This window comes from Sphingobium scionense, assembly GCF_014197035.1.
In the GTDB taxonomy this organism is placed as follows: Bacteria; Pseudomonadota; Alphaproteobacteria; order Sphingomonadales; family Sphingomonadaceae; genus Sphingobium; species Sphingobium scionense.
Genome location: NZ_JACIEU010000012.1, coordinates 69,471 through 94,480, shown reverse-complemented (window position 1 = coordinate 94,480; position 25,010 = coordinate 69,471). Strand labels below are relative to the sequence as shown.

Here is a 25,010-nt window from a genome sequence, read left to right as displayed (position 1 = left end):
CCGCGGTGGAGGCGAAGCGGGCGCACTGATGGACAAGCTGACCACTGTCGACGGCCGGGCCTATCCGTTCGGGATGAAGAATGTCGACACCGACATCGTCATTCCGGCGCACTGGCTCAAGACGATTTCGCGCGCGGGCCTTGGGCGCGGCGCGTTCGAGGTGCTGCGCAAGGAACCGGGCAATGTCTTTGACGATCCCGAATATGCCGGCAGCCCGATCCTGATCGCGGGCGACAATTTTGGTTGCGGCTCCAGCCGTGAACATGCCGCCTGGGCGCTTGGCGATCTGGGCATCAAGGTGGTGATCGCGCCGAGCTTCTCCGACATCTTCTCGGGCAATGCGTTCAAGAACGGCATATTGACCGTGGTGCTGCCGCAGGACGCGATCGACCGGCTGATGGAAGTGGCGAAGAGCGATCCGATCCATGTCGATCTGGAGCAGCAGAGCGTCACCACCCAATATCAGGATCGTTTCCACTTCGAGATCGACCCCTTCCGCAAACATTGCCTGCTCGGCGGTCTCGACGAGATCGGCCTGACGTTGGACGAAGCCGATGTGATCGATGCCTTCGAGGCGAAGGATGCGGTCTCGCGCCCCTGGCTGGTTCCGGCCGTTGCCTAAAGGCGCGGTTCCGCCTATCTCCCGATCAGACAGACGTAATTCGACAGGGCTTCATCCATGACCACTTTCGACGACCGCGAGCGCGCATTTGAAAATATGTTCGCGCACGACCAGGAGATGCAGTTCCGCATCCAGGCGCGCCGCAACCGCCTGCTGGGCGAATGGGCGGCGGCGAAGATGGGCCTGACGCCTGAGGAAACCGACGCCTATGCCAAGGCCGTCGTGCAGGCCGATTTCGAGGAAGCGGGCGACGAGGACGTCATCCGCAAGCTGGTCGGCGACATGACCCAGGCGGGGCTGGATATCGACGAAGCCGGCGTGCGCGCAGCGCTTGACGAGCAGGCGGTGGTCGCCCGCCGCATGTTCATCGAAGCGCAGTAAGGCAGGTATCGCCATGCCGATGGCTGCAGACGATATTGCCGAGATGATCAAGTCCGCGATCCCGGATGCGGAGGTCGAGATTACCGACCTGGCCGGCGACGGCGATCATTATGCGGCCAAGGTCGTGTCCGAAAGCTTCCGGGGCATGACCCGAGTGGCGCAGCAGCGCGCAGTCTATGCGGCGCTGGGCGGACGCATGGGCGGAGTGCTTCATGCCTTGCAACTGACCACTGCCGTTCCCAACTAACCGCCATAGCGACATTCGCGTCCCGCCGCGCGGCGACGCCAGACAAGAGAATTGGACCCAGGAACATGACCGACGCCGTGCAGCAGCGGATCGCCGAGATCGTAAACGGCAATGACGTGGTGCTCTTCATGAAGGGCACGCCGCTCTTTCCCCAGTGCGGCTTTTCCAGCCGTGCGATCGCGATCCTGGAGCATCTGGCCGTCAATTACGAGACGGTCGACGTGCTGCAGGACCAGGCGATCCGCCAGGGCATCAAGAGCTTCTCCGATTGGCCGACCATTCCCCAGCTCTATGTGAAGGGCGAATTTGTCGGCGGCAGCGACATCATGATGGAAATGTATGAGGCTGGCGAACTGCAGCAGCTGATGACCGACCAGGGCGTCGCTGCGGCGAACTGATCGCAGCTTCAGGGCGAAAGATCATGGGGCGGTCCGCTGGTCGGGCCGTCCTTTTTTCTGGACTTAAGCGCGGCGAGCGATGGCGCGCAGCGCCGCGACCAGCGCGTCGAGTTCGGCGATCGACGTATAGAGTTGGGGCGTGACGCGCACGCCCTGCACCGTGCCGCGATCGATCGCGACGGTGTAGATGCCATATTGGTCCATCAGGGTCGCCGCGAGCTGCGCCGGGGCGATCCCCTCCACACCGACATTGGCGATGGCACAGGTGCGGGCAGGATCGGCCGGGGTATTGAGCCGGACGTTGGGCAGGGCGCTGACCTTGCCGGTCCAGTAGCTTTGCAGATGGCGCAGCCGGGCGAGCTTGCGCTGTGCGCCGATCGTCTCGTGAAAGGCGATGGCGGTCGCCAGCGTCAGGTCGCTATGGATCGGGTGGGTGCCGCGATGGTTGAGCTTGCGGATATCGTCGTCCGCCATGCTGGCGTCGCCGAACATCGGCCAGAGCGCGGGAATGCGATCGCGCCGGACCCAGAGCAGGCCAAGTCCCAGCGGCGCCGACAGCCATTTGTGCAGCGAGGCGCCGTAATAGTCGCAACCCAAGTCGGGAATGGCGAAGTCGAGATGGGCGAAGCTGTGGGCGCCGTCGACCATCACCGGCACGCCGCGTGCGTGCGCCATCGCGCAGATCGCCTTGACCGGCAGCACCTGCCCGGTGCCACCGACGATGTGCGAGACCATCAGCAGCCGGGTGCGATCGGTCAGCGCGGCGCGATAGACATCGACGATCTCGGTATCGCTATTGGGGTGGAGCGGCACTTCGACGATGCGGTTGATCATGCCATGGCGCCGCGCCTGCAGCGCGAACATATCGATCATCGACCCATAATCCTGGGTCGCCATCACCGCCTCGTCTCCCGGCTTCCAGTCGATGCCGTTGATGATGGTGTCGAGTGATTCCGTGGTGTTGCGGGTGACGACAAGTTCTTCGACCGGGCAGCCGGCGAGCCGCGCGACCCGACCGCGCACCTTCAGCACATCGGCGTCCAGCTTCGTGCGCATATAATGTGACGCCTCACCATTGATCGCGCGGATATTGGCGACCTGGGCGTCCAGGATCGTATCGGGCTGGAAACAGTAGAAGCCATTCTCCAGATTGATGAAGCGATTGTCGGTCCGGTAATGCGCACGGAGCGCTGCCCAGAAGGGCTCATCCTGGGCCAGTTCGGCCTGTGGACGGGCCAGGGCCTGCCCCATGGCGCTTTTGCCCAGTATCAGGCCGATCGCGGTCGTGGCACCTGTCTTCAGCATCTCTCGCTTGTTCAACCCAGCATCCCCTTCGCCACGCATAACGAACGAGATGGAGCGATCCGCGCGGCAAGGAAGAAGGAGAGAGGCCACCGGGTGGGGGATGCCTGCGGAGACCGTGCCGGCATCCCCCGGGTAGTTGAACGGTGGGAATGCGTAATGAGGAGCAATCGCCGTGCCAGATCGCAAGGGAGCAGGAAATGCGGCCTGTTGGAAGGTTAATGGCGAATCGGTGACGATGCGATCTGTAAAGCGAGCCGACATTATGGCGGTTGGGTGGTGACCTGCGGCCTGTCATCGCCCCTGACCGCATCGGCGCGGCTGCGCTGGCGTGCGCATAGTGTAGATTTTTCGATAATTGTGAAATTCAAATAATTATTCAGAAGATGCAGGGGCGTAACTTTTTCGACGAAAAATTTTACCAGTTTTTTGGAGTGTCGGTGAAGTTGCCTACCTCTCTTTAATAGGGCATTATCAAATAGGGGGTGATCCATGACAAGGCCGGGGCGGAGTCATGGTGGCAATGGGCGCCTCCGGCACGGTTGGGGTTCTGTGCGCTTGGCAATGGGAGCGAGCCGATTTGAGGGAGGGGGACGCCGCTGCTGGCGCGGCGCGGCGCTGCTTTTTGTCCTCGTCGGGGCGCATATGCCGTCATCGCGCGCGCAGGACCGGTTGGTGGTTCCGCCCAATGCCCATCCTTTTTCGGCCCCGGCGCAGAATGATCCGATATTGGCGCTGATTGACCAGGCAAGCAGTCATGCCCTGTTCCGATCAGAGGTGGCGGCAGCGGTCGAGCATAATGCGCTGGTCGCCGAAGGCCTGGCCGGCGAGCGGGAGGCGCAGGCGGGCCGCGTGCAGGCGCGATCGGCGCTGTTCCCGACGGTGGATATCAACATCGACGCCAATCGATCGCTGGCGCGCAATTTTTCCAACGATCCCGACAATGTGATCGAACGGTCGCGGCCGCAAGGGCGCACCGATGCGACCGCGTCGGTGCGTCAGCGCCTGCTGGATTTCGGTTCGGCGTCGAGCCGGATCAGCGCCGGCAATGCGCGGGTGGAGGCAGCGCGATCGACCACTCGGGGCTATGGCCAGGATGTGGCGATCCAGACGATCACGGCGTGGTATTCCATCCTTGCCCATCGCTGGATGGAGCAGGCAGCGATCGAATATATCGAACGGCAGAAGCGGTTTCGCGCGGCACTCGAAACCCGGATCGGACGGGGCTATTCGGCGCGGGGCGATTTGCCGCGGCTGGACAGTTCTATCGCCAGTGCGCAACTGCGCCTGGCCGGCTTCCGCCGCGACCGAGGCGGTGCCGAAGCGCAATTTCAGGCGCTGACCGGTCATGAAGTTCCAGCCGGGATTGGACGGGCGCCCTTGCCGCGGATCGATGTCGATGACTCCGACGCGCTGGAGGCGCTGGTGCTGCGGTCGCCAGCCGTATTGCGCGCCGATGCGCAGGCCCGTGCTGCACGACAGGACGCTCGCGCGGCGCGGGCGGAGCGATTGCCGACCATTGCCGCAGGCGTGGATGCAGGGCGTTATGGCGTGTTCGAGAATGCCGACGATTATGACGTCCGCGGTCGCATCATCGTGCGGGCACAACTGGGCGCCGGGATCAACGCCAAGGCGGATCAGGCGACTGCACGGGCCGACGCTGCCGATGCCTATGCTGCGCGTGTCCGGCAGGAGGCGCTGCGCGACGCGCAGATATCGCTGACCGATCTCAAGGGGCTGGAGGCGCAACTGCTGGCCGCCAAGGCCAGCTATCTGGCCAATAGGGATGCACGCGATGTCGTCGCGACCCGGTTCGAGGCGCTCGACGGCACCCTATATGACCTCATCTATACCGAAGACAGCTATTTTGCCGCGATCACGGCCTTCATCCAGACCCTGGCCGAGCGGGACGTGTCGCGCTTTTCGGTGCTGGCGAAGAATGGCCAGTTGCTGGCCGATCTGAACATCGACATCGATTCCGACCGGATGGTGCAACCGTGACCGACCAGCCTCTGCTTGTTGCTGCCAAGGAGCGTTTCGCGCCCTGGTTGATCGAACCGATGCTGCGCAATCGCCAAACCTATATCAAGGTGGCGATGGCCGCGGCGATGATCAATCTGTTCGCGCTGGTCTCGTCGCTCTTCACGATGACGGTCTATGACCGGGTCGTGCCCAATGATGCCTCCTCCTCGTTGGTCGGGTTGAGCATAGGCCTTGGCATCATCATCATCTTCGACTTCATCCTGCGCCTTCTCCGTGTCTATTTCGTCGATATAGCTGGTGCCAATATCGATTATGAGGTTGGCGACAGGCTGTTTGCCAAGATCGTGGCGCTGCGGCTCGACCAGCGTCGCGGCTCGACCGGCACGTTGACCGGCTTGATGCGCGAATTGGAGACGTTGCGCGATTTCTTCGCTTCGGCAACGCTGACCGCCTTCATCGATGTGCCCTTCATCCTTGTGACGCTTGGCGTGATCGCTATGCTGGGTGGTGTCCTGGTCCTGTTGCCATTGGCGATGATACCGCTCGTCATCCTGGCCGGTCTGTTGACCAACCCGGCGCTCGACCGGCTTTCGGCCCGGAGCCTGGGCGACGGGCTGGTCAAGCAATCGGTGCTCGTCGAAACCATCGGCAATCTCGAAACCGTCAAGGCCAGCGGGGCGGGGCCGATGCTCAACGAAAGGTGGCGGGAAGCGCTCAACCGCCATTCGCACAGCTCGCTGGGACAGCGCCTGTTGTCCTCGATCGCGGTTACGGTCGCCAGCAGTGCGAACACCATCGCCTATTGCGGCACGATCATCGTCGGCGTCGGGTTGCTGCGCAACCATATGATCACCACCGGTGCTCTGCTGGCCTGTTCGGTACTGTGCGGCCGGTCGATCGCGCCGCTGGCGCAGATCGCCACCCTGCTGTCGCGCCTGTCGGCGACGCGGGTCGCCTATCGCCAGATCAATGCGCTGATGCAGACGCCGAGCGAAGGGCCGGCCGGTGATGCGTTGAAGCCGGTGGTGCAAGGACGGATCGAATTGCGCAATATCGCCTTCCGCTATCCCGGCGCGTCGGAAAAGGCGCTGGATCAACTCAGCCTGACGATTGCGCCGGGGGAACATGTCGGCTTTCTGGGGCGGGTAGGATCGGGAAAATCCACCCTCGCCCGCATGGTCCTGGGCCTGTACGAGCCGACAGAGGGGGCGGTGCTGATCGATGGCATCGATGTGCGGCAGTTCGATCCCGCCCATCTGCGCCACCAGGTCGGCGCATCGATGCAGGATCATGCCCTGCTGGCCGGGTCGGTGCGCGAGAATATCTGCCTGCAGCGGGCACATGTCGATGTGGACGAGATGCTTCGGGTGGCGGAGATTAGCGGCACGCATCGCTTCATGGGGCAGATCACCAATGGCTATGATCTGCGGCTGGCGGACAGGGGGGATGGCCTGTCCGGTGGCCAGCGCCAGTCGATCTCGATCGCGCGCGCCCTGGCGGGGCGTCCGCCGGTCCTGGTCTTCGACGAACCCAGCAGCGCGATGGATGCGCAGACCGAAGCCGATCTGATCGGCCGGTTGCAGGAGGAAATCCAGGGCCGGACCTTCCTGCTGATCACCCATCGCACCCCCCTGCTGCGGCTGGTCGACCGGATCATCCTGTTGGAGCAGGGGCGCATCGCCGCCGATGGGCCGCGCGACGCCATGCTGCAGCGTCTGACGCGCGGGAAGGTGGCATGAGCATGAACCAGCAGGCGCAGGCGGCGGGCCATATTCGTCCCGCCATTCCGGCCAATATCTTCCTGTGGCTGATCGGCGCATTTCTGGTCATCTTCCTGTTGTGGGCCGGATTCACCGAAATCGATCGCACCATCCGTGCCGGCGGCAAGGTCATTCCCAGCGCGCAATTGCAGGTCATATCGAATCTGGAGGGCGGGATTATCGAGTCGATCCTGGTGCGCACTGGGCAGGAGGTGAAGCAGGGGGCGGCGCTGATCCGGCTCAATCCTACCCAGCCGGGGGCGGAATTGGCCGCGAACCAGGCCAGTAGCGATGCGTTGTCGTTCAAGATTCTTCGCTTGGAAGCGGAAATGGTGGGGCGGATTCCGGTCTTCCCGGCTGCTCGCAACGCTGCAATGGCCAGCCAGATTGCCGTCGAACAAAGTTTGCACCGATCGCGTATGGCGGAGTTTTCCAGCCTTGCCCTGGTTGGCGGAACGCGGGTCGACCAGGCGCAGCGTGCCGTGGCTGAGGCCGATGCGGCACAGATGGCGCGGATTTCCGCGCGCGACACGGCGCGCGCCGAACTGCAACTGGTCCGCCCCTTGGTGCAGGAGGGGATCGAGCCGCGCCGGTCGCTGTTGCAGGCGGAAAATGGCTATAATGTGGCGGCCGCAGACGCCGCCGCCGCTGCCGCTGCGCTGGGCCGATCCCATTCCGCGATGGCGGAGGCGCGGGCCAGCGTCGAACAGCAAAAGCGGGACTGGTTCGCCCGAACGGCCGATGAACTGACGGCGGCACGGGCCGAGGCGGCGACGCGCCAGGCGAGCTTGCCGGCCTATGCCTATAAACTGGAACGCACCATCGTTCGGGCACCGATGGATGGACGGATCAACCGGGTCTTTGTCACGACGATCGGGGGCAGCGTGCGACCGGGCGATCCGTTACTGGAAATGGTACCGGGCCGGGACAATCTGCTGGTCGAGATCATGGTCGATGCCAAGGATATCGCCTCTGTCCATATGAACCAGCGGGCCAAGATCGACATCACGGCCTATGACAGCGCGATCTATGGTTCGATGGATGGTCAGGTGGTTGCCATTTCCCCCGATGCAGTGGTCAATGAGCGGACCGGGGAAAGCCATTATCTGGTGCGGGTGCGGACCAGCCGCAATGCGATCACCGATCGCTATGGCCATCGGCTGCTGATCGGACCGGGCATGGGGGCCGAGGCGAAGCTGCTGGGCGACAAGCGGACGGTGCTGGCCTATATCCTGACGCCGCTGACACGCTTGCGGGAAACGGCGTTCCGTGAGTGATGGGGCGATAAGGGGGCAGCGTCCGGCCCTCTCCCAAAAAAGGGCGCCCGGTGAACGGACGCCCTTATTCAGCCCCTTTCCCTGAGCGTCAGACCACGACGAACTCGCTCGCCACCAGAGCAAGGCCGGTGCTGAGCGTCGCGAACTGGACGGCCGCGCCAGCGCCATTTCCGTCGGCATCGAACAGCAGCGCGCCGGTGCTGCTGTTGTAGATGATCCGGTCGGTCGAATCATGGGCTGCCGTGCCGATGTAGAAGGCGCCGGCGGACAGGGCGCCGAGTGCCAGGCCGGCAAAGACCGAATCGTCGAGCTGGATCGTGTCGTTGGCGACCGTATAATCGGTGATGGCATCAATATTGCCGCCGCCCAATGCGCTCGAAAAAGCGAACAGGTCGGAACCAGCGCCGCCGGTCAGCGTGTCGGCGCCCAGGCCACCGTTGATCGTGTCATTGCCGCCATTGCCCTGGATAACGTTGTTGCCGCCATTACCCGTCAGGATATTATCCTGATTATTGCCGGTGGCGCTGATGTTGCCCGATCCGGTGAGGGTCAGCGTTTCGACATAGGCGCCGGATAGGCTGAAGCTGACCGAACTGAACACCTTGTCACTGGTGCCGCCGGTCGAATATTCGACCACGACGTCACCGCTATTATCGACATAATAGGTATCGTTGCCCGTGCCACCGATCATGCGGTCGGCGCCCGCTTCGCCACGCAGGACATTGTTGCCGCTATTGCCGGTCAGCGTATCATCGAAGGCGGAACCGGTGAGGTTTTCGATATTGGACAATGTATCGCTACCGGCGCCGCCGGTTGCCTGCGCACCGGCGATCGCCAGACTGACGGTGACGGCAGCGGCGGCCGAGGCATAACTGGCGGTATCCGTACCGGTCCCGCCTTCCAGACTGTCATCCCCGAGGCCGCCTTCCAGCACGTCGTTGCCGGCACCGCCATCGAGAATATCATTGCCCCCCATGCCGAGCAGTGTGTTGATTGCGCCATTCCCGATCAGTGTGTTCACCTGGTTATTGCCGGTGGCATTGATGGCCAATGCTCCGGTCAGTGTCAGTGTTTCGACATAACGGCCCGACAGGCTGTAGCTGACCGAGGAGAAAATCCGGTCGCTGGCGCCACCTGTCGATGAGCTTTCGACGACATTGTCCCCGATATTGTCGACATAATAGGTGTCATTTCCATTGCCGCCGGTCATCGTGTCGGCGCCGATGCCGCCGTCCAGCACGTCATTGCCGTCGCCAGCGCTCAGGACGTCATCGCCACCCATGCCCAGGAGGGTGTTGGCGCCACTATTGCCGACCAGCGTGTTGACCTGATTATTGCCAGTTGCGTTGATGTTCGCAGATCCGGTCAGCGTCAGGGTTTCGACGTGTCGGCCCGACAGGCTGTAGCTGACCGAGGAGAAGATGCGGTCATTGGTTCCGCCCGTCGACGATCCTTCGACGACATTGTCACCGACATTGTCGACATAATAGGTATCGTTGTCATTGCCGCCGGTCATGACGTCGATACCGGCGCCGCCGTCGAGAATGTCATTGCCCGCACCGCCGTCGAGGCTGTCGTTGCCAGCCAGGCCATAGAGGGCATCATTGCCGCCATTGCCGGTAAGGGCATTGGCTTCGCCGGATCCGGTAATGTCGTCCGCTCCCGAGCCGCCAATCACATTTTCCACGCTGGCGAGCGAGATCGGGCCAAAGGCCGGGAAGTTGATGTCCCAGAATTCGCCATCTGTCAGGTTGACATGGGCGTCGAGGCCTGCGGTCCCGGAAAAGTCGAACGTATCGATCCCTGCGCCGCCGACGAATATTTCGCCATAGCCGCCATTCCAGCCATTGACGATCTTCAGCGTGTCGTTGCCACCTTCGCCATAGAAAATGTCCTGGCCGCTGCCACCGTCGAAGACATCATTGCCATCGCCGCCGCGAAGCTGGTCATTGCCGGCCCCGCCGCTGAGTATGTCGTTCCCGCCGCCGCCGACGAGCAGGTCGTTGCCGCCATTGCCGTTGAGGATATTGGCACCACTGTCGCCGGTGATCACGTCATCCAGTTGTGTGCCATTGACATTCTCGACGCCGGTGATCGTCCATGGGCCGCCATAAAGCGGATTATATTGCCAGGTTCCGCTGCTCAGATCGACGATCGCACCATAAGTGTTGCTGATCTGGCTGAGGTCGAGCAGATCGATCCCGGTGCCACCGTCCGTGTTGTCGCCATATTCGGTATCGGTGCTCGTCTGACGGATGACAAAGCTATCATCACCTGCTTCGCCATAGACGGTATCCGTGGTCCAGCTGCCATAGATGATGTCGTTGCCCGATCCGCCATAGATGAGATCAAAGCCATAGGAGCCATCGATGATGTCGTTGCCGGCCCCGCCGTAGAGCGTGTCATTGCCCTCGCCGCCAAACAGATAGTCGTTGCCGCCACCGCCGGTCAGCACATTGTCGAGATAATTGCCGACGATCGAATCGTCGCCCGAACCGCCGGTCGCATTCTCGATCATCGAGGCGCTGTTGCTCTGATAGAGCAGGGCGTTGAAGATATTGCCGCGCGCATAATTGCCGGCGCCAAGATAGGCGAGCTGGACATCGCTGAACACCGAATAGCCGCCCGGATTGAGGTCGAGCGTCAGGTCGGTGCTATAGTTGGACAGGTCATAGGTATCGATGCCGCCACCGTCCCAGATCGTCGCAAAGATACGGTTGCCGCCTGGATCGATCGCCAGCGACCCGTTGATATAGGTTTCGCCCGTGGTTGGGCTCCAGCTGTAGACCGTGTCGCCCGACTGGACCGAATAGTCCGCGCCATACATGGTTTGCAGCGCGGCGATGTCGAGCATCATGTAGGTCTGCGGCGCGCCCCATTGTTCATAGCTGTAGCCGCTGAGCGGTGCGCCGACATAGCTGCGATAGGTCATGACCGAAAATTCGACCGAATCCCAAGCATAGGGCAGGGCGACATTGGCGGGGCCGCCTGTTTCCTGGCCATGTTTCAGGCCGAGCGAATGGCCCAGTTCGTGCAACATCGTATGCCAGGCGTAATTGCCGGCGACCGGGTTCTTCAGCGTGTAGATCGAACTGTCATAGGCGTTGCCGAAGAATGTATCGCCGCCATAGATGCTGTTGTTGGGATAATAGGCATAGGCCGTGCCGGGGTCGCTGGAATTGGCGGCCCGGATCGTCGCGGTGCTGGCGCCGGCGCCAACATAGTCGATCGTCAGATTGGTGAAGCCTTCGATCGAAAAACCCCAGGCGGCCGCCAACTGCGTATAGGTTGCGTTGTTGAGCGCCGTATGCATGGCGAGGGTCTGCTGCGCGGTGAACTGGGAAAAGCCTTCATTCTGTGCGCTGATGCCGTCGTTATCGGCGTCGGAAAAATAGCCGGCCTGATAGTCTGCCGCCGCATCCGTATCGCTGTAGGTAATGCCTGCCGCCCATTTGACGCCGCTCAATATGCCGTCGATCTTGGCATCGCCGGTCGCGGCCTGGCTGACGGTCGTGGACAGGCTGCCATTTTCCTGTGGGGCGCCCGGATTGCCGGCGCTTGTGGTGTCCGGCGGCGTCATCACATCCTGCGGGTAGAGCAGTAAAACCTCGCTGCGGATCTGCGCCTCGCGCGATACAGCCCAAGTGACCGTATCGACACTGGTCGCATCATTGTCGGATGCGATCGGGGTGGAATAATCGGGGGTCAGCTTTGCTTTTGCCGGGCCTGTTCCAGTAACTTTGAACATACATCCTCCCAAGGGTTAGAGGCTGACACGTTCGCTGTGTCGGTCGGCGACCGTTTATTTTGACCAAGTAATGTCACTATTCATAATGGAATCCAAGCGAAGTGTTTCCCATCGAAAACATGGGCTTGGCCAATGTGTATCGTCATCATTATGAAAAGCTTCGGATTTTTAACGAAGGTTATTTTTCGATAAAATATATTTTTGTTTCATCGCATTGAAAAGTGACAGCTTTTATTTAAGCTGAAACGGGTTGGAAACAATCAGCCGGGCGTGGCTCGGGCGAGCGCGGCGGCCCGTCTGCTGGCTTCCTGTGCAAGCGGGTGCTGTGGGTGGCGCTGGACGAAAAGCAGGTAGGCGTCCCGCGTGCCGCGTTTCTCCATCGTCCTGAATTCCGATCGGATGGCTTCCTCGGCATCGCCCGGGGGCGCCATGATTCCTCCGGTGCCCGGGGGCGCTTTCGTCCCCGAGGGCAGGGCGGGCACCTGAGTGCCCTGCGGCGCTTCGTCCTTCGCGGCGGATGGCGCGGAGCCAAGGCACGCGATCAATGGGGCGGCGAGCAGGCCGGCACGATAGACGGGGGGCATCGGTATCTCCCAGATGTGCGCGATTGGCCAAGGGATCGATCCCGGGCCAATCGGAGAAACGGGCTGCAACCGCAGCGTCGCTGCGCGCGGCGATGCCCGTATCGGCGCCTATTTCATACCATGGCCAAACCAGGCCGGCAACGATCGGCCTGGGTCATATGCAAGCCTGTTGACTACATTCGTAATCGATGCGACTACATGTGTAGTTGGAGAGTCGAGGCAGGGTCGGGATCAGGCAGTGAGCGAGAAGATCAGCGAAGCGGAACTGGTGGTGATGGAAGCGCTGTGGGAACAGGCGCCGGCAACCGCCAATGATGTCGCCGATCGCGTCACAGCCGAACGCGACTGGAGCCTGCAGACGGTCAAGACATTGCTGTCGCGGCTGATGGCCAAGGAGGTGATCGCCGCCGACCAGGATGGCCGCCGCTTCCTCTATCGCCCGCTGGTGGCGCGCGAGGATTATGTGGCGAGCGAGTCCGGCCGGCTGGTCAATCGCCTGTTTGGCGGTCGCATCTCTCCCCTGGTCGCCCAGCTGGCGAGCCAGGACCAGTTGAGCGCAGATGATATCGCGGAGCTTGAGGAAATCCTGAAGGGGTTGAAATCATGAGCGTCTGGATGGCCGAAACGCTGATCGCCACGACCCTGCTGATGGCGATGGTGATGATGTTGCGACGCCCGGTGGCGCGCTGGCTGGGGGCAGGAGCGGCCTATTGGCTGTGGCTGTTGCCGCTGGCCCGCATGCTGTTGCCGACCTTGCCGCGCGAGGTTGCCGCGCCTTCGCCGCTGCATAATGTCGTGGACCAGGCGGGCCTGCCGGCGCTGCTGGAGATTGCGCCTTCGCCCGCGACACAGGCCGCAGCGACGAGCATCCCCTGGCTGGAAATGGCGATCGGCCTGTGGGCGCTGGGCGTCGTCCTGTTCCTGGTCGTACAGGTGATCGGCTATACCCGTTTCCGTCGCGACATATTGGCCGGGTCGACGCCGCTGGGCGAGGAGGGGCGGCTCCGCCTGATCACCAGTCCGCAGGCATCGGGGCCGCTCGCCTTCGGTATCTTCCGCCCCTATATTGTCCTGCCGGCCGATTTCGGGCTGCGCTATGACGCGCAGGAGCAGGATATGGCGATCGCCCATGAACGCGCCCATCATGAGCGCGGCGACCTGGCCGCCAATATGGTCGCCTTGCTGCTGCTAGCGCTGCACTGGTGCAATCCGGTCGCCTGGATCGCCTATCGCGCCTATCGCGCCGATCAGGAAACCGCCTGCGACGCGCGCGTCCTCTCGCTCTACGGCCAGGATCAGGCCCATGCCTATGGCCGCGCCATATTGAAGGCCGCCGGTGGTCGCCAATTTGCCGGCGCCTGCCATCTCACCCGCATCACCGCGCTCAAGGGGAGGCTGAAAATGCTTTCGAGCCATGACACATCGTTGAAGCGCATCAGCTGGGGCATGGCCGCCGTCGCCATGGTCGTCGCCACCGGCCTCGCCCTCACCGCATCGGGCAGCCGCGCCGCGCAGCAAATGGCGGCGATCACCGACAAGGTCGATCGGGCCGATTTCGCCAAGCTGACCGACCTGGTGTCGCAGCCCGTATCGGCGCGGGAGGCCCTGCCGCAGGCCGCGCCGGTTGCCGTCGCCGCGCCCATGCCGGCGGCTGCGCCCGCGCCGATCGCCCATGCGGACCGCGTGCCGCCCGCCCCGCCCGTGCCGCCGGTTCCGGCCGCCGACATCGTGCCCCCGGTTCCGCCGGTCCCGCCCGTGCCGCCGGTGACGGTGCGCAGCGAGCCGGGCCGGGTGATCGTCACCCATGCCAATGGCCGGGTCGAAACCCATCGCATCCCGACCGAGGCGGAGATCGCCCGCATGGTGCCGGTGGTGGATGTGCGCGAAGGCTGCGAGGGCGATAAGGTCACCAGCCACCGCGAATTTGTCGATGCCAATGGTCGCCGCAACATCCGGGTGCGCATCTGTCAGCGGGCGATCGAGGCGCAGGCCCGCAAGGCGGAGCGGATTGCGATGATCAGCGCTCGTGACGCCGAACGCATGGGTCGCGATGCCGAACGGGCGGGGCGCAATGCGGCACGCGCCGGGCTGAACGCTGCCCGTGCCCAGATCGCCGCCAGTCGCATGCCCGAGCGCGACCGGGACGACGCGCTGCGCGACATCGACCAGGAACTGGCCGACCTCGACCGCAATCAGGACTGATTTTTAGACGGCCACCACTTCGGGCAGGATCGCGTCGAGCAACAACATGCCCGCCGGGCTGACCTGAAGCCGGTTGCCGGTCCGCCAGACCAGCCCCAGGTCATTCATCCGGTCGACCGCCCGATCATCCACCAGCGCGCCGATCGGCAGGCCCGACAAGCCAGCGATCCGGGCCAGATCGACCCCTTCGCCCAGACGCAATCCCATCAGCAGCGCCTCGCGCGCCTTGTCCTCGGCCTGCAGCGGCACTTCCTGTTGCAGGCCGTTGCCGTTGCGATCGACCGCGCTCATCCAGTTTTCCGGCTTCTTGTGGCGCAATGTCGCCATGCCGCCGCGGCGACCATGGGCGCCCGGACCGATGCCGACATAGTCGCCATAGCGCCAGTAGATGAGGTTGTGGCGGCTTTCCTGCCCCGGCCGGGCATGGTTGCTGATCTCGTAGGAAGGAATGCCGGCCTGCGCCGTCATCGCCTGGGTCATCTCATAAAGGGTGGCGCCATGGTCCGGGTCGACCGGTGTCAGCTTGCCCTGCGCGGCCAGTGTGGCGAAGCGCGTGCCCGGCTCGATCGTTAACTGATAGAGCGACAAATGGCCGGTGCCGAAGGAAAGGGCGCGCGCCAGCTCCGCTTCCCAATCCGATTCGCTCTGGCCGGGACGCGCGTAGATGAGGTCGAAGCTCACCCGGTCAAAAATGCGACGAGCCGTGTCGAGTGCGCCCAGCCCCTCATCGACGTCATGGGCACGCCCAAGGAAGGCCAGGGCCTCATTGTCGAGCGCCTGCAGGCCGAGCGACACGCGGTTGATCCCGGCGGCCGCCAGATCGCCAAAACGCGCGGCTTCTACCGAGTTCGGGTTCGCTTCAAGCGTGATCTCTATGTCGTTGGAAAAGCCCCAATGTCTTTCCGCCGCCTCGATCAGGGAAGCGGCGATATGGGGCGGCATCAACGATGGCGTGCCGCCGCCGAAGAAGATCGAACGGAGCGGTCGCCGGCCGGTTTTTTCCGCCTCATGGGCAAGGTCCGCAAGCAGCGCCGCCTGCCACGCATCGGCATCGATCCGGTCGCGCACATGACTGTTAAAATCGCAGTAAGGACACTTCGAAACACAAAATGGCCAATGAACATATAGGCCAAGAGCCTCGGTGAAAGCCGGTGGGGCGAGAAGGACTTCGGGTGACATGAGTGGACATATCTTTAGACGCGTTCAGCGCGGGCCGCTAGCGGCTACGCTGCTGCTTTTCGGCGGGATGGTCGCAGGGGCGATCGCGCCGGCATCGGCCTCGGTCAATCGCGACGTGTGGAATTATTATAATATCCAGCCGGCGCCGCGCTCCGACGCGATGTTGCGGCAGGTCGTGATGGATGTGCATAATCGCGAGCGTCAGTCGCTGGGCGTGCCCGCGCTGGCCTGGGACGATGGCCTGGCCGCCGATGCCGCCGGCTATGCGCGGCAGATGGTGCATACGAACGCCTTCCGTCATTCGCACGGCGCCGAGCGCGACGAGGAGATTGGCGAAAATCTGTGGATGGGAACGCACCGGGCCTATGGCTATACCGCCATGCTCGACGCCTTCATGGACGAACGCCGTGCCTTCGTGTTCAAGGCCCGCTTTCCCGATGTCAGCACGACCGGCAACTGGGAAGATGTCGGCCACTATACCCAGATGATCTGGCGCGGCACCCGCCGGGTCGGCTGTGCGCTGGGCGAGGGCGCCCAATATGATTATCTGGTCTGCCGCTATTATCCGGCCGGCAATGTCTATGGCATGAGCCCGTTCGACCGCGACTTCGGCGGCTGGCAGGGCTGAAAGGCTTCATTCCAGGCGGATCATTTTTCCTCTCTGTCGATTATGCCCTGAAGCGCAGTCGGCAAAAGGGGGGAGGAAAAATGCAGCCCGTTTCAAGAGCAAGGCCATGGGCCTGCATGGGCACGGCGATCACGCTGCTTGCCCTTTCCGCGTGTGGTTCGCCGTCCCCGACGCCTAACAATCAGGGCGCTGCGCCTGCCGCGTCCGAACATTCCTCCGCCAATGAAATCCAGCCGGATAAAGCGCCGGCTTCCCAATCCAGCCGGGCCGACCGGTCGCCACTATCCTGCACCGCCGAGATCGGCGCTGCAGCGGCCGAGCGCCGCGTGAAGCTGTGCATCAGCGTGTCGCCCGCCACCCATCCACCCTGCAATGCCGCCAATAGCTGTGCGATGATCGAGGACGAGATTGCGCGCAGTTGCGCCCTGTTCGACGGTCAGGGCGAGCCGATGGCCGGATGCACGCCCGATCCCAAGAGCATGGCGGCCGCGGCGGCGGTGGTGCAGCGTTATTATGCGGCGATCAACGCGCGCGATTATGGCACCGCCTGGAGCCAATGGGGCGAGAATGGGCCGGCGGGGCAGACGATGGAGAGATTCCAGGCCGGCTTTGCCGCCACCCGCGCGACCCATGTGACGATCGGCCGGATGACGCCGGGCGATGCAGGGGCCGGCTCCATCTATCAGCCGGTGCCGGTCACGGTCGACGCGGAACTGGCGGATCGCACACGTCAGCATTTTGCCGGCACCTATGTCGTGCGGCGCGTCAATGATGTGGATGGGGCATCGGCCGCGCAGCGGCGCTGGCACATCGATTCGGCGAAGCTGCGACCCGTTTCATCGGAGTGACGTGGACAGGCAATCGCCTGTACCGAACTATTCATCCCTCCTTCACACGATCGGGCGTTTAGCCGCAGCATCGCGTTCCGAACCGGCCTGGCCGGGGGAGAGGCGCGGGCTATCGGGTCGAAAGAAAAAAGGCGATGCGCGGGTGGAAATGGGGGCTGGCCGTTGCGACGGCCGCCATGATGCTGGGGATTATCGTTGGCAAGGGGCAGGCGGCGCCGGCGCGGCGGGCGCCCAGCCCGGCCGAACAATATGGCATGGAAGAGGCCGATCGGGACGATGGGCTGCTGCAGGACGTGGTCCTGGGCATGCATAATGACGAACGCAGCCGCTGGGGCCTGAGCCCGCTCGCCTGGGACCGGACGCTGGCGGCCGATGCGGCGCGCTATGCGCGGCAGATGGCGCGGACCAATATCTTTGCCCACAGCCCGCGCGCGACCCGCGCGGTGCCGAGCGGCGAAAATCTGTGGATGGGGAGCCGGGGCCTCTATGATTATGAGGTGATGGTCGGCGCGTTCCTCAATGAACGACGCTATTTCCGCCGGGCGGCCAAGATGCCCAATTTCAGCACCACCGGCCGCTGGCAGGATGTCGCCCATTATACCCAGATCATCTGGCGCGGCACCCGATCTGTCGGCTGCGCGCTGGCCGAGGGGCGCAGCTTCGACTATCTCGTTTGCCGCTATTATCCCGCCGGTAACATGTTCGGCATGGGGCCGCTGGATGCGGCGCCGGTGCTTGCGGGCGGCGAGGAATAGGGGCGGCCGGGACCGCCCATATTCCGTTCAGAGCACCGCCTTCACCAGCTGGGCGAAGGCATCGGCGCGGTGGCTCATCGCGTGCTTGGCGTCCGGGTCCATCTCGCCGAAGCTGATGTCGTGGCCGAGCGGCTGGAACATCGCGTCATAGCCAAAGCCATTTGCCCCGCGCGGCGGCCAGACCAGCAGGCCGTCGACCCGGCCCTCGAACGCTTCGACATGGCCGTCGGGCCAGGCGAGGGCGAGGGCGCAGATGAAATGGGCGCCATGGCCGGCGTCCGGCCCCTTGGCCTGCACCCCGTCCCACACCTTCTGCATCGCGAGCCCAAAATCCTTGTCCGGCCCGGCCCAGCGGGCGGAAAACAGGCCCGGATCGCCGTTCAGCGCCTCGACGCAGAGGCCACTGTCATCAGCGAGCGCGGGCAGGCCGCTAAGGTCGGCGGCCTGCATCGCCTTCAGCTCCGCATTGGCGATGAAGGTGGTGCCGGTCTCCTCCGGCTCGGGCAGGTCGAGCGACGCGGCGGAGATCGGCTCGATCCCATAGGGGCCGAGCAGGGCTGCGATTTCGCGCACCTTGCCGGCATTGTGGCTGGCGATCACCAGCTTGCCGGGCTTCAGCTTGCGGATCGCCTGTTCCTGTCCGTAGTCGTCGCTCATCTGGCTCTACCCTGTGTCGTTCGTTTCAAGCGTAGTCGAGAAACGCATGAATGCGCTATCTGCTTCTCGACTTCGCTCGAAGCGAACGGATTTCAATTACCGACCCGTCGCGACATCCTGCGCGGCGAAGATCTTCGCGCAGCCGATGCGGGCGAGGCGGAGCAGGCGGAGCAGCTCTTCCTCGTCATAGGCAGCGCCTTCGGCCGTGGCCTGCACTTCGGCGAACTTGCCGTCGCCGGTCAGGATCAGGTTGGCGTCGGTTTCGGCATTGCTGTCCTCGGCATAGTCGAGGTCGAGCACCGGCGTGCCTTGATAGATGCCGCAGCTGATCGCCGCGACCTTCTGGATGATCGGGTCTTGCGCCAGCGCGCCCGAGGCGAGCAGCTTGTCGACGGCGATGCGCAGCGCAACCCAGCTGCCCGAGATCGCGGCGGTGCGGGTGCCGCCATCGGCCTGGATCACGTCGCAGTCGATCACGATCTGGCGCTCGCCGAGCTTCTTCAAGTCGACGACGGTGCGCAGCGAGCGGCCGATCAGGCGCTGGATTTCCTGGGTGCGGCCCGACTGCTTGCCCTTGGCCGCCTCGCGGCTGCCGCGGGTGTGGGTGGCGCGGGGCAGCATGCCATATTCGGCCGTGACCCAGCCCGATCCCTTGCCGCGCAGGAAGGGGGGCACCTTTTCCTCGATCGAGGCGGTGCAGAGGACGCGGGTGTCACCGAAGCTGACGAGGCACGAGCCTTCGGCATGGATGGTGAAGCCGGGTTCCATGGTGATGTCGCGCATCTGGTCGGGCGCGCGGCCGGAAGGACGCATAATATTCTACTCCGAAGCGGTCAGGTGGCGGGGGATAGCGCCGGGATGCGCGTCATGCCAGTGCCATCCGCCAAAAGTTGCGATAAGAGGGGCGCCATGAAGAGAGCGATGATGATGGGGCCGGTTGCGCTGTTGGCGCTGGCGGGATGCGTGACCGACCGGGAGAAGGTGGAGCTGGAGCCGCCGACGGCCGCCGGCGACACAATCCGCTTCACCGCCGGCCGCTGCTTTGGTGCCTGTCCTGCCTATAGGCTCACGGTGACGCCCGATGGATCGGGCCTGCTGGAGCCGGAGCGCTTCACCTCCGTCCCCGGTCCGACCCGCTTCACCGTCAGCGCCGCGCAATATCGCCAGCTGCGCACCGGCCTTGCCCCGTGGAAGCCGGCGACCGGCACGGCAAAGCGCATCGCCCAGGGCGAGAATTGCACCCGCTTCGCCACCGACATGCCCAGCTACACGATCGAATGGACGCGTGGTGACGCGAAGGGCGGGGGCAAGGGGGCGAAACCGACCCGGCTCGATTTCCAGTCGGGCTGCATGGACAGCCGCTATGCCAGGCTGCGCACGACCATTGGCGCCATCCCCAAGACGCTGGGCATCGAACCGATGCTGAAGCCCAAGCCAGCAAGCTGAACCACCGCCCCGCGACGCGACAGCCCGAAGTTCACAGTGTCGCAGGGGTAAATTGCGTCGATTCCGGCGAATTGCGCCTGCCACGCGCCAGCGAAGCGACAGGCACGTCACACGCGGGTCACGCCGACGCGACAGTCGCGCGCCTCTGACGCGACAGTGAGGCGACACTGAAACGACAGCGACGCGACAGGTTCGCGCGTGGGGCAGGGGTGTTAAGCGGGGCGTGAGAGCGGCCTGTTCCATCGCGCAGGGTAGATCAGAAGAGCCGCGAGTAGGAAAGAGAAGGCGGGGTTGCGCCCCTAGTTGGTCGTTCAGAGAGGCAGCCGCGATACCGAATGCGGACGTTCGTCCGGGTGTCACGACCATCTCTTCTGCCGGGGAAAGCGGTCGCGATATTTGTAGTCGGGTCGATTATTCGGCATTGCAAACCGGATTTTGCCGGGGCACATCGTCACTATGGCGGCCCAGGACAATGAGCTTTCAATCAGGTCGCGTTACGGGCTGTTGCGCGACTTGGTGCCAATCTACAGCCTTTATCAACTGCTTCCCAATCTGATTGCCGTCGGGCTTTTTCTTTGGCTGAACGATAGGCTGGGACATTTCCCGCCGATCCTCATTCTACTCCTGATGCTAGGGTGGGTGTTTCAGTTCGTCCTTAGACCCTCCTTGATGATCGTCTCGACGGATCAGGCAGCGTGGCTGGAGGCCGTGCTGGAGGCGCAGGGCTTTTTCGTCAAATCCGAAACCGATGCCCGCTGGCGCATTGTCGGAAAGGAGTGGTGGCAGCGGTGGCCGCATCAGTTCATCGAATTTGTCCCCGGCGACACTGTGACGGTGATCGCGCCGGGCGAAGTGATGGAGGCGCTACGTGGCAGCCTTGAACTGGTGGAAGAACATGGTGAACTGCTGTTCGCCTCGGATGCCCAGCCCTTCGCATTCGAACCGCCCGAACCCGAGCCCGAGCCCGAGCTATCTTGGCAAATGAAGGTGCCTGCGGTGGTGCTTGGTGCAGGCTGCGTGGTCTCGATGGTCTGGACAACATTCACCGGTGGACGGGAGGGCTTGCTCCGCTGGGGGCTGTCCGCCAAAGCGCTGTCCGAGGGACGATTCGAGACGATCTTCCTACACATGTTCGCGCATGGCAGCGCGATGCATCTGATGATGAATATGACCGCGCTGGCAGCAATCGGCCCCATGCTTACATCGCGGCTTGGACCCGTCCCGATCAACGGTCTGCGCTTCGGGCTATTATTCTTTCTCAGCGCATTGGCCGGGGCTACCACCTTTCTGGCGCTGCACCCTTTCGGCGCAGTGCCGATGCTCGGTGCGTCGGGCGGCCTGTACGGCCTTATCGGCCTGATGATCCGGACGCCTTCGGATGGGGGCGGCGTGCTGGCGGTCAGGTCAAAGCGGGTAAAGCGGATCGCCTTGGACTTGATAAAGCAGAATGCATTCCTCTTTTTGATGCTTGCGTTGATGGCATGGGAGAGCGGCACAGCCGGAGGTCTGGCGTGGGAGGCACATCTGGGCGGCTTCCTGTTCGGCTTGTGCATCGGCCCGAAGCTGCTGCCGCGCGCTGGGGCGACCATGCCCGATGAAGCACTGCCTCCTGAAACTTTCGTGCCTGCTAGATAAGCGTTGAGAGCCAGACCGGCAGCGATGGAAGTGGTCCGGTAAACTCCGTATCGGATCGGGTGCTAACATCAATTCCGCGTGCGGACGAACGGCCGGAATTCCTTGTTCCAGCTCTGAAAGCGGAAAGGCCGCAATCGGCCATTTGCAGGCATCACCACCTCGGCTTCGAGTTGCGGCCCCCCGCTGCTTTCCTGCTTGGGCCAAGAAAAGCGGGATGCCGGGTCGAGCCCGGCATGACGGATAGGGCGATCGGCCAATCTCCCCCGTTGAGCCCAACCCCAAAGCCGCCTACATCATCGCCATGGCCGCCACTGCCTCCATCGCCGAACTGAATGACCGCGCCCGTGACGTGTTTCGCATGGTGGTGGACTCCTATCTGGGCACCGGGCTGCCGGTGGGGTCGCGCACGATCAGCAAGATGGGGCTGAGCCTATCGGCCGCCTCGATCCGCAATGTGATGCAGGATCTGGAGGAGCTGGGCCTGCTCGCCGCGCCGCACACCTCTGCCGGGCGGATGCCGACCGAAACCGGGCTGCGGCTGTTCGTCGACGGGATGATGCAGGCGGCCGAGCCGTCGGTTGAGGAGCGCCGCGCGATCGAGGCGGGGCTGGCTGAAGTGGGGCTGGCCGAGGGCGGGCCGATCGAGGAGGCGCTGTCGGCGGCGACGGCGACGCTGTCGGGTCTGTCCGCCTGTGCCGGCATCGTCATGGTGCCCCGGCGCGAGCCGGTGCTGCGCCAGTTCGGTTTCGTGCCCTTGAACGATCGGCAGGCGCTGGCCGTGCTGGTCGGGCAGGACGGATCGATCGAGAATCGCGTGCTCGACCTGCCGCGCGGGGTGACGCCATCGATGCTGAACGAGGCGGCCAATTTCATGTCGGCGCGCTTTGGCGGGCTGACCCTGCGCCAGGCGGGCGACCTGCTGGCGCGCGAGATGGAAGCCGAGCGCTCCACGCTGGAGGGCGCGGCGCGTGAGCTGGTGGCGCGCGGCATCGCGATCTGGAGCCATGACGCCGATGACAGGCCCGTGCTGATCGTGCGGGGGCAGGCGCATCTGATCGACGATGGCACCGCTGCCGACCTCGACCGGGTGCGGCAATTGCTGGAGCAGCTGGAGGGCAAGCAGGAGATTTCGCGCCTGCTGGAGAGCGCGCTGGCGGGCAGCGCGACCAAAATCTTCATCGGTTCGGAAAACAAGCTCTTTTCCCTTTCCGGTTCATCGGTCATAGCCGCCCCCTATCGCGGCGGGGACGGCCGGGTCGTCGGCGTGGTCGGCGTGATCGGCCCCACGCGCTTGAACTATGCCCGAGTGATCCCCATGGTGGATTTCACCGCACAGACGCTGTCGAGATTGATGAGATGAGCGAAGACAAGCAGACTATCGAAAATACCGAAACCCTGGACCAGCTGCCCGAGGAGGAGACCCCCGTGGAGGCCCCTGTGAACGCCAATGCAGAGCGCATCGCCGCCCTGGAAGCCGAACTGGAAACGGCCAAGCAGGACATTCTCTATGCCCATGCCGACACGCAGAATGTGCGGCGCCGGCTGGAGAAGGAACTGGCCGACGCACGCGCCTATGCCGCGACCAGCTTTGCCCGCGACATGCTGTCGGTGGCCGACAATCTGGGCCGGGCGCTGGCCGCCATCCCCGCCGATCTGCGCGAGGACGACAAGTTCAAGGGGCTGGTGACCGGCCTGGAAGCCACCGGCCGCGAGCTGGAGGCGGTGTTCGGCCGCAATGGCATCACCAAGATCGAATCGGTCGGCCAGCCGCTCGACCCGAACAAGCATCAGGCAGTGATGGAACTGCCGTCGGCTGACGCCGAGCCGGGCACCGTGCTGGTGGAAATGCAGGCCGGCTACAGCATCAAGGACCGCTTGCTGCGTCCCGCCATGGTCAGTGTGGCGAAGAAGCCGGACTAAGCATGTTCCTCTTCCCGCAAGCGGGAGGGGATAGGGTGGGCTTGCGCAACGTTGCATATGCCCACCCCGCTGCGACTAACCTCGCCTTCGGCTCGGCAAGTCTCGCGCCCCTCCCGCTAGCGGGAGGGGGAGTCAGGAGGTTTACCTGACGGAGACTATGTTGATCCACGACCTCAATCTCACCACCGATCGTCCGACCTTTGTCACCCATCTCGAATGTTCGCTGACCGGCGAGCGATACGAGGCGGACCGGCTGCATGGGCTGTCGGCGGCGGGCAAGCCGCTGCTGGTGCGCTATGATCTGGACGGCGTGCGCGCCACGCTGACCAAGGAAGCGCTTAGCAGCCGGCCGATGGACCTGTGGCGCTGGCGCGAATTGCTGCCGGTGCGGCAGACGTCCAACATCGTGAGCCTGGGCGAGAATGCGACGCCGCTGATCCCGCTGCCGCGCACGGCAAAGCGGCTGGGCGGCGCGCATCTGCTCGCCAAGGATGAGGGGCGGTTGCCGACCGCATCGTTCAAGGCGCGCGGGCTGGTGATGGCGGTCTCCATGGCCAAGGAACTGGGCGTCACGCAGGTGGCGATGCCGACCAACGGCAATGCCGGCGCTGCGCTGGCCGCCTATGCGGCGGTGGCCGGCATGGAATCGGTGATCTTCTGCCCGGCCGACACGCCCGAAGTGAATGTGCGCGAGATCGCGGCGCAGGGCGCGCGGGTCTATCGCGTCAACGGCTATATCGACGATTGCGGCGCCATCGTCGGCCAGGGCGTCAAGGAGCGCGGCTGGTTCGATTTTTCGACGCTGAAGGAACCCTATCGGATCGAGGGCAAGAAGACGATGGGGCTGGAACTGGCCGAGCAATTGGGCTGGGAACTGCCGGATGCGATCTTCTATCCCACCGGCGGCGGCACCGGCCTCATCGGCATGTGGAAGGCGTTCGACGAGCTGGAGAAGATCGGTTTCATCGGCGCCAAGCGGCCCAAGATGTTCGCGGTCCAGGCCGAAGGCTGCGCGCCGATGGTCCGCGCGTTCGAACAGGGCGTGGAATTTGCCGAACGCTGGGAGGACGCCCAGACCATCGCCATGGGCATTCGCGTGCCAAAGGCGGTGGGCGACTTCCTGATCCTGCGCGCGGTGCGGGAAAGCAGCGGCGCGGCGCTGGCGGTGTCGGACGCGGCGATCGCGGCAGCGGTGCGCGACGTGGCGCGCGACGACGGGCTGCTGCTCTGCCCCGAAGGCGGGGCGACGCTGGCGGCCTATCAGCGGGCCTTGGATGAGGGGCTGATCGGCCGCGACGAGCGGGCGGTGCTGTTCAATTGTGCCAGCGGCCTCAAATATCCGCTGGAGGATCAGAGCCGCACGCTCGACCGGCACGCGCCGATCGATTTTGCGTCGCTTTGAAGAATGGGGAGGGCGGGTCTGCACCCGCCCGTTCAC

At 63.9% G+C, this 25,010-nt stretch carries 23 protein-coding genes; 17 read left to right on the top strand and 6 right to left on the bottom strand.

Translation table 11 applies throughout. The features are described 5' to 3' along the window. Positions 1-28 precede the first annotated feature (28 nt). The 4 genes from leuD to grxD all read left to right on the top strand — a co-directional run bounded on the left by leuD (position 29) and on the right by grxD (position 1,648). Positions 29-622 (top strand): 3-isopropylmalate dehydratase small subunit, encoded by a 594-nt coding sequence (gene leuD, locus GGQ90_RS15410; RefSeq protein WP_188082965.1) that lies wholly within the window; start codon positions 29-31, stop codon positions 620-622. 57 nt (positions 623-679) lie between these two features. Further along, a complete protein-coding gene (locus GGQ90_RS15405; protein WP_188082964.1) occupies positions 680-1,003 on the top strand; it encodes a DUF1476 domain-containing protein in 324 nt (107 codons plus the stop codon). Positions 1,004-1,016: 13 nt separating this feature from the next. After that, positions 1,017-1,250, top strand: coding sequence for a BolA/IbaG family iron-sulfur metabolism protein (locus GGQ90_RS15400; RefSeq protein WP_188082963.1), 234 nt, complete (start codon positions 1,017-1,019; stop codon positions 1,248-1,250). Positions 1,251-1,315: 65 nt separating this feature from the next. Next, the gene (gene grxD / locus GGQ90_RS15395) at positions 1,316-1,648 is read left to right on the top strand and encodes a Grx4 family monothiol glutaredoxin (protein WP_188082962.1); all 333 of its coding nucleotides are present in this window, start codon (positions 1,316-1,318) and stop codon (positions 1,646-1,648) included. Positions 1,649-1,711: 63 nt separating this feature from the next. On the opposite strand, the gene GGQ90_RS15390 is transcribed toward grxD, so the two are convergent. Then, complete coding sequence (locus GGQ90_RS15390; protein WP_246428263.1) at positions 1,712-2,953, bottom strand: aminotransferase class V-fold PLP-dependent enzyme; 1,242 nt, start codon at positions 2,951-2,953, stop codon at positions 1,712-1,714. A 642-nt stretch (positions 2,954-3,595) separates the two neighbouring features. Here GGQ90_RS15390 and GGQ90_RS15385 point away from each other — a divergent pair. Genes GGQ90_RS15385 through GGQ90_RS15375 form a run of 3 tightly spaced genes read left to right on the top strand, consistent with a single transcriptional unit; the run spans position 3,596 to position 7,970 of the window. After that, entirely contained in the window at positions 3,596-4,951 is a 1,356-nt protein-coding gene (locus GGQ90_RS15385; RefSeq protein WP_246428262.1) for a TolC family protein, read from the top strand. Continuing rightward, on the top strand, positions 4,948-6,672 hold the full coding sequence (locus GGQ90_RS15380; RefSeq protein ID WP_188082960.1) for an ATP-binding cassette domain-containing protein: 1,725 nt from the start codon (positions 4,948-4,950) through the stop codon (positions 6,670-6,672). The genes GGQ90_RS15385 and GGQ90_RS15380 overlap by 4 nt, the downstream gene beginning before the upstream one ends. After that, positions 6,669-7,970 carry an HlyD family type I secretion periplasmic adaptor subunit gene (locus GGQ90_RS15375; protein ID WP_188082959.1) on the top strand — a complete coding sequence of 434 codons (1,302 nt, stop codon included), beginning with the start codon at positions 6,669-6,671 and terminating at the stop codon, positions 7,968-7,970. Before GGQ90_RS15380 ends, GGQ90_RS15375 begins: the two co-directional genes overlap by 4 nt. A gap of 88 nt (positions 7,971-8,058) precedes the next feature. On the opposite strand, the gene GGQ90_RS15370 is transcribed toward GGQ90_RS15375, so the two are convergent. Beyond that, positions 8,059-11,718: a M10 family metallopeptidase gene (locus tag GGQ90_RS15370; protein ID WP_188082958.1), complete on the bottom strand. Its 3,660-nt coding sequence runs from the start codon at positions 11,716-11,718 to the stop codon at positions 8,059-8,061. Positions 11,719-11,978: 260 nt separating this feature from the next. Beyond that, complete coding sequence (locus GGQ90_RS15365) at positions 11,979-12,302, bottom strand: hypothetical protein (RefSeq protein WP_188083055.1); 324 nt, start codon at positions 12,300-12,302, stop codon at positions 11,979-11,981. Between the two features lie 238 nt (positions 12,303-12,540). Here GGQ90_RS15365 and GGQ90_RS15360 point away from each other — a divergent pair, with 238 nt between their 5' ends. Continuing rightward, positions 12,541-12,909, top strand: a complete 369-nt coding sequence (locus GGQ90_RS15360; RefSeq protein WP_004210924.1) for a BlaI/MecI/CopY family transcriptional regulator — start codon at positions 12,541-12,543, stop codon at positions 12,907-12,909. Further along, entirely contained in the window at positions 12,906-14,504 is a 1,599-nt protein-coding gene (locus tag GGQ90_RS15355) for a M56 family metallopeptidase (RefSeq protein ID WP_188082957.1), read from the top strand. Before GGQ90_RS15360 ends, GGQ90_RS15355 begins: the two co-directional genes overlap by 4 nt. Before the next feature lie 3 nt (positions 14,505-14,507). Here GGQ90_RS15355 and hemW read toward each other — a convergent pair whose 3' ends face one another. Then, positions 14,508-15,683, bottom strand: a complete 1,176-nt coding sequence (gene hemW / locus GGQ90_RS15350) for a radical SAM family heme chaperone HemW (RefSeq protein ID WP_188082956.1) — start codon at positions 15,681-15,683, stop codon at positions 14,508-14,510. Here hemW and GGQ90_RS15345 point away from each other — a divergent pair. The 3 genes from GGQ90_RS15345 (at position 15,682) to GGQ90_RS15335 (ending at position 17,914) form a co-directional block, all read left to right on the top strand. Next, complete coding sequence (locus GGQ90_RS15345) at positions 15,682-16,311, top strand: CAP domain-containing protein (protein WP_246428261.1); 630 nt, start codon at positions 15,682-15,684, stop codon at positions 16,309-16,311. The genes hemW and GGQ90_RS15345 overlap by 2 nt on opposite strands. A gap of 116 nt (positions 16,312-16,427) precedes the next feature. After that, on the top strand, positions 16,428-17,159 hold the full coding sequence (locus GGQ90_RS15340) for a hypothetical protein (RefSeq protein WP_246428260.1): 732 nt from the start codon (positions 16,428-16,430) through the stop codon (positions 17,157-17,159). A 134-nt stretch (positions 17,160-17,293) separates the two neighbouring features. Next, positions 17,294-17,914 carry a CAP domain-containing protein gene (locus GGQ90_RS15335; protein WP_188082954.1) on the top strand — a complete coding sequence of 207 codons (621 nt, stop codon included), beginning with the start codon at positions 17,294-17,296 and terminating at the stop codon, positions 17,912-17,914. A gap of 27 nt (positions 17,915-17,941) precedes the next feature. Here GGQ90_RS15335 and rdgB read toward each other — a convergent pair whose 3' ends face one another. Beyond that, positions 17,942-18,571, bottom strand: coding sequence for an RdgB/HAM1 family non-canonical purine NTP pyrophosphatase (gene rdgB, locus GGQ90_RS15330; protein WP_188082953.1), 630 nt, complete (start codon positions 18,569-18,571; stop codon positions 17,942-17,944). 96 nt (positions 18,572-18,667) lie between these two features. After that, entirely contained in the window at positions 18,668-19,384 is a 717-nt protein-coding gene (gene rph / locus GGQ90_RS15325; RefSeq protein WP_188082952.1) for a ribonuclease PH, read from the bottom strand. Positions 19,385-19,480: 96 nt separating this feature from the next. Between rph and GGQ90_RS15320 the strand changes: the two genes are divergently transcribed. The 5 genes from GGQ90_RS15320 to GGQ90_RS15300 all read left to right on the top strand — a co-directional run bounded on the left by GGQ90_RS15320 (position 19,481) and on the right by GGQ90_RS15300 (position 24,974). Beyond that, entirely contained in the window at positions 19,481-20,017 is a 537-nt protein-coding gene (locus GGQ90_RS15320; protein WP_223178275.1) for a DUF6438 domain-containing protein, read from the top strand. Positions 20,018-20,473: 456 nt separating this feature from the next. Beyond that, positions 20,474-21,652: a rhomboid family intramembrane serine protease gene (locus GGQ90_RS15315; RefSeq protein WP_246428259.1), complete on the top strand. Its 1,179-nt coding sequence runs from the start codon at positions 20,474-20,476 to the stop codon at positions 21,650-21,652. Positions 21,653-21,953: 301 nt separating this feature from the next. Further along, positions 21,954-23,012, top strand: a complete 1,059-nt coding sequence (hrcA, locus tag GGQ90_RS15310; RefSeq protein WP_188082950.1) for a heat-inducible transcriptional repressor HrcA — start codon at positions 21,954-21,956, stop codon at positions 23,010-23,012. Beyond that, the gene (gene grpE, locus GGQ90_RS15305) at positions 23,009-23,572 is read left to right on the top strand and encodes a nucleotide exchange factor GrpE (protein ID WP_188082949.1); all 564 of its coding nucleotides are present in this window, start codon (positions 23,009-23,011) and stop codon (positions 23,570-23,572) included. Before hrcA ends, grpE begins: the two co-directional genes overlap by 4 nt. A gap of 157 nt (positions 23,573-23,729) precedes the next feature. Next, a complete protein-coding gene (locus tag GGQ90_RS15300) occupies positions 23,730-24,974 on the top strand; it encodes a threonine synthase (RefSeq protein ID WP_223178274.1) in 1,245 nt (414 codons plus the stop codon). The last annotated feature ends 36 nt before the right edge of the window (positions 24,975-25,010 follow it).

Bases quoted from the DNA above. Each gene is read 5' to 3' on its own strand.
- leuD (WP_188082965.1), top strand. From the start codon at position 29: ATGGACAAGCTGACCACTGTCGACGGCCGGGCCTATCCGTTCGGGATG.
- GGQ90_RS15405 (WP_188082964.1), top strand. From the start codon at position 680: ATGACCACTTTCGACGACCGCGAGCGCGCATTTGAAAATATGTTCGCG.
- GGQ90_RS15400 (WP_188082963.1), top strand. From the start codon at position 1,017: ATGCCGATGGCTGCAGACGATATTGCCGAGATGATCAAGTCCGCGATC.
- grxD (WP_188082962.1), top strand. From the start codon at position 1,316: ATGACCGACGCCGTGCAGCAGCGGATCGCCGAGATCGTAAACGGCAAT.
- GGQ90_RS15390 (WP_246428263.1), bottom strand. From the start codon at position 2,953: ATGCTGAAGACAGGTGCCACGACCGCGATCGGCCTGATACTGGGCAAA.
- GGQ90_RS15385 (WP_246428262.1), top strand. From the start codon at position 3,596: ATGCCGTCATCGCGCGCGCAGGACCGGTTGGTGGTTCCGCCCAATGCC.
- GGQ90_RS15375 (WP_188082959.1), top strand. From the start codon at position 6,669: ATGAGCATGAACCAGCAGGCGCAGGCGGCGGGCCATATTCGTCCCGCC.
- GGQ90_RS15370 (WP_188082958.1), bottom strand. From the start codon at position 11,718: ATGTTCAAAGTTACTGGAACAGGCCCGGCAAAAGCAAAGCTGACCCCC.
- GGQ90_RS15365 (WP_188083055.1), bottom strand. From the start codon at position 12,302: ATGCCCCCCGTCTATCGTGCCGGCCTGCTCGCCGCCCCATTGATCGCG.
- GGQ90_RS15355 (WP_188082957.1), top strand. From the start codon at position 12,906: ATGAGCGTCTGGATGGCCGAAACGCTGATCGCCACGACCCTGCTGATG.
- GGQ90_RS15345 (WP_246428261.1), top strand. From the start codon at position 15,682: ATGAGTGGACATATCTTTAGACGCGTTCAGCGCGGGCCGCTAGCGGCT.
- hemW (WP_188082956.1), bottom strand. From the start codon at position 15,683: ATGTCACCCGAAGTCCTTCTCGCCCCACCGGCTTTCACCGAGGCTCTT.
- GGQ90_RS15340 (WP_246428260.1), top strand. From the start codon at position 16,428: ATGGGCACGGCGATCACGCTGCTTGCCCTTTCCGCGTGTGGTTCGCCG.
- GGQ90_RS15335 (WP_188082954.1), top strand. From the start codon at position 17,294: ATGCGCGGGTGGAAATGGGGGCTGGCCGTTGCGACGGCCGCCATGATG.
- rdgB (WP_188082953.1), bottom strand. From the start codon at position 18,571: ATGAGCGACGACTACGGACAGGAACAGGCGATCCGCAAGCTGAAGCCC.
- rph (WP_188082952.1), bottom strand. From the start codon at position 19,384: ATGCGTCCTTCCGGCCGCGCGCCCGACCAGATGCGCGACATCACCATG.
- GGQ90_RS15320 (WP_223178275.1), top strand. From the start codon at position 19,481: ATGAAGAGAGCGATGATGATGGGGCCGGTTGCGCTGTTGGCGCTGGCG.
- GGQ90_RS15315 (WP_246428259.1), top strand. From the start codon at position 20,474: ATGGCGGCCCAGGACAATGAGCTTTCAATCAGGTCGCGTTACGGGCTG.
- hrcA (WP_188082950.1), top strand. From the start codon at position 21,954: ATGGCCGCCACTGCCTCCATCGCCGAACTGAATGACCGCGCCCGTGAC.
- grpE (WP_188082949.1), top strand. From the start codon at position 23,009: ATGAGCGAAGACAAGCAGACTATCGAAAATACCGAAACCCTGGACCAG.
- GGQ90_RS15300 (WP_223178274.1), top strand. From the start codon at position 23,730: ATGTTGATCCACGACCTCAATCTCACCACCGATCGTCCGACCTTTGTC.